The organism is Maribellus luteus (genome assembly GCF_003576475.1).
GTDB lineage: Bacteria > Bacteroidota > Bacteroidia > Bacteroidales > Prolixibacteraceae > Draconibacterium > Draconibacterium luteum.
Genome location: NZ_QWGR01000340.1, coordinates 1 through 502 on the forward strand (window position 1 = coordinate 1; position 502 = coordinate 502).

Annotated in this window: 1 protein-coding gene; it reads right to left on the bottom strand. The window is 66.1% G+C overall.

All coding sequences use genetic code 11. The annotated features are described in order from the left end of the window. Nucleotides 1-502: ATP-binding protein (locus D1614_RS29145; protein ID WP_147384434.1), on the bottom strand; the 502-nt coding region annotated here is incomplete at both ends.

A 502-nucleotide genomic window follows, 5' to 3' on the forward strand; every position in this document is an offset into this window, starting at 1 on the left:
CATCGGCCGCATCGGTGCGGCTGCAATGCTGATCGATTTCATGGCCGCCCAGCAGGGCGTTGCGTTTACCTTGCCGTGCGAGCTGCCGCGCGTGCGCGGCAGCGACGCGCTCGGCCACGTTGACCGTTGGTTCACCCGGCGGCCCGTCGAGCAGTTCTTCCTGCGAGGGCGTCGGCACTTCGATCTGCACATCGATGCGATCGAGCAGCGGCCCCGAAATGCGCGCCTGGTATCGCTCCACTTGATCCGGCGTGCAACGGCACGCCCGCAGCGGATGCCCGCGATAGCCGCACGGGCACGGGTTCATGGCGGCAATCAGCTGGAAGCTGGCCGGAAAATCTGTCTGGTGGGCGGCGCGTGAGATGGTGATGTGGCCGGTTTCCAGCGGCTCGCGCAGGACTTCGAGCACGCGACGCTCGAACTCTGGGAGTTCATCGAGGAAGAGCACGCCCTGATGTGCCAGGGAGATTTCTCCAGGCCTTGGCGTATTGCCCCCGCCCAC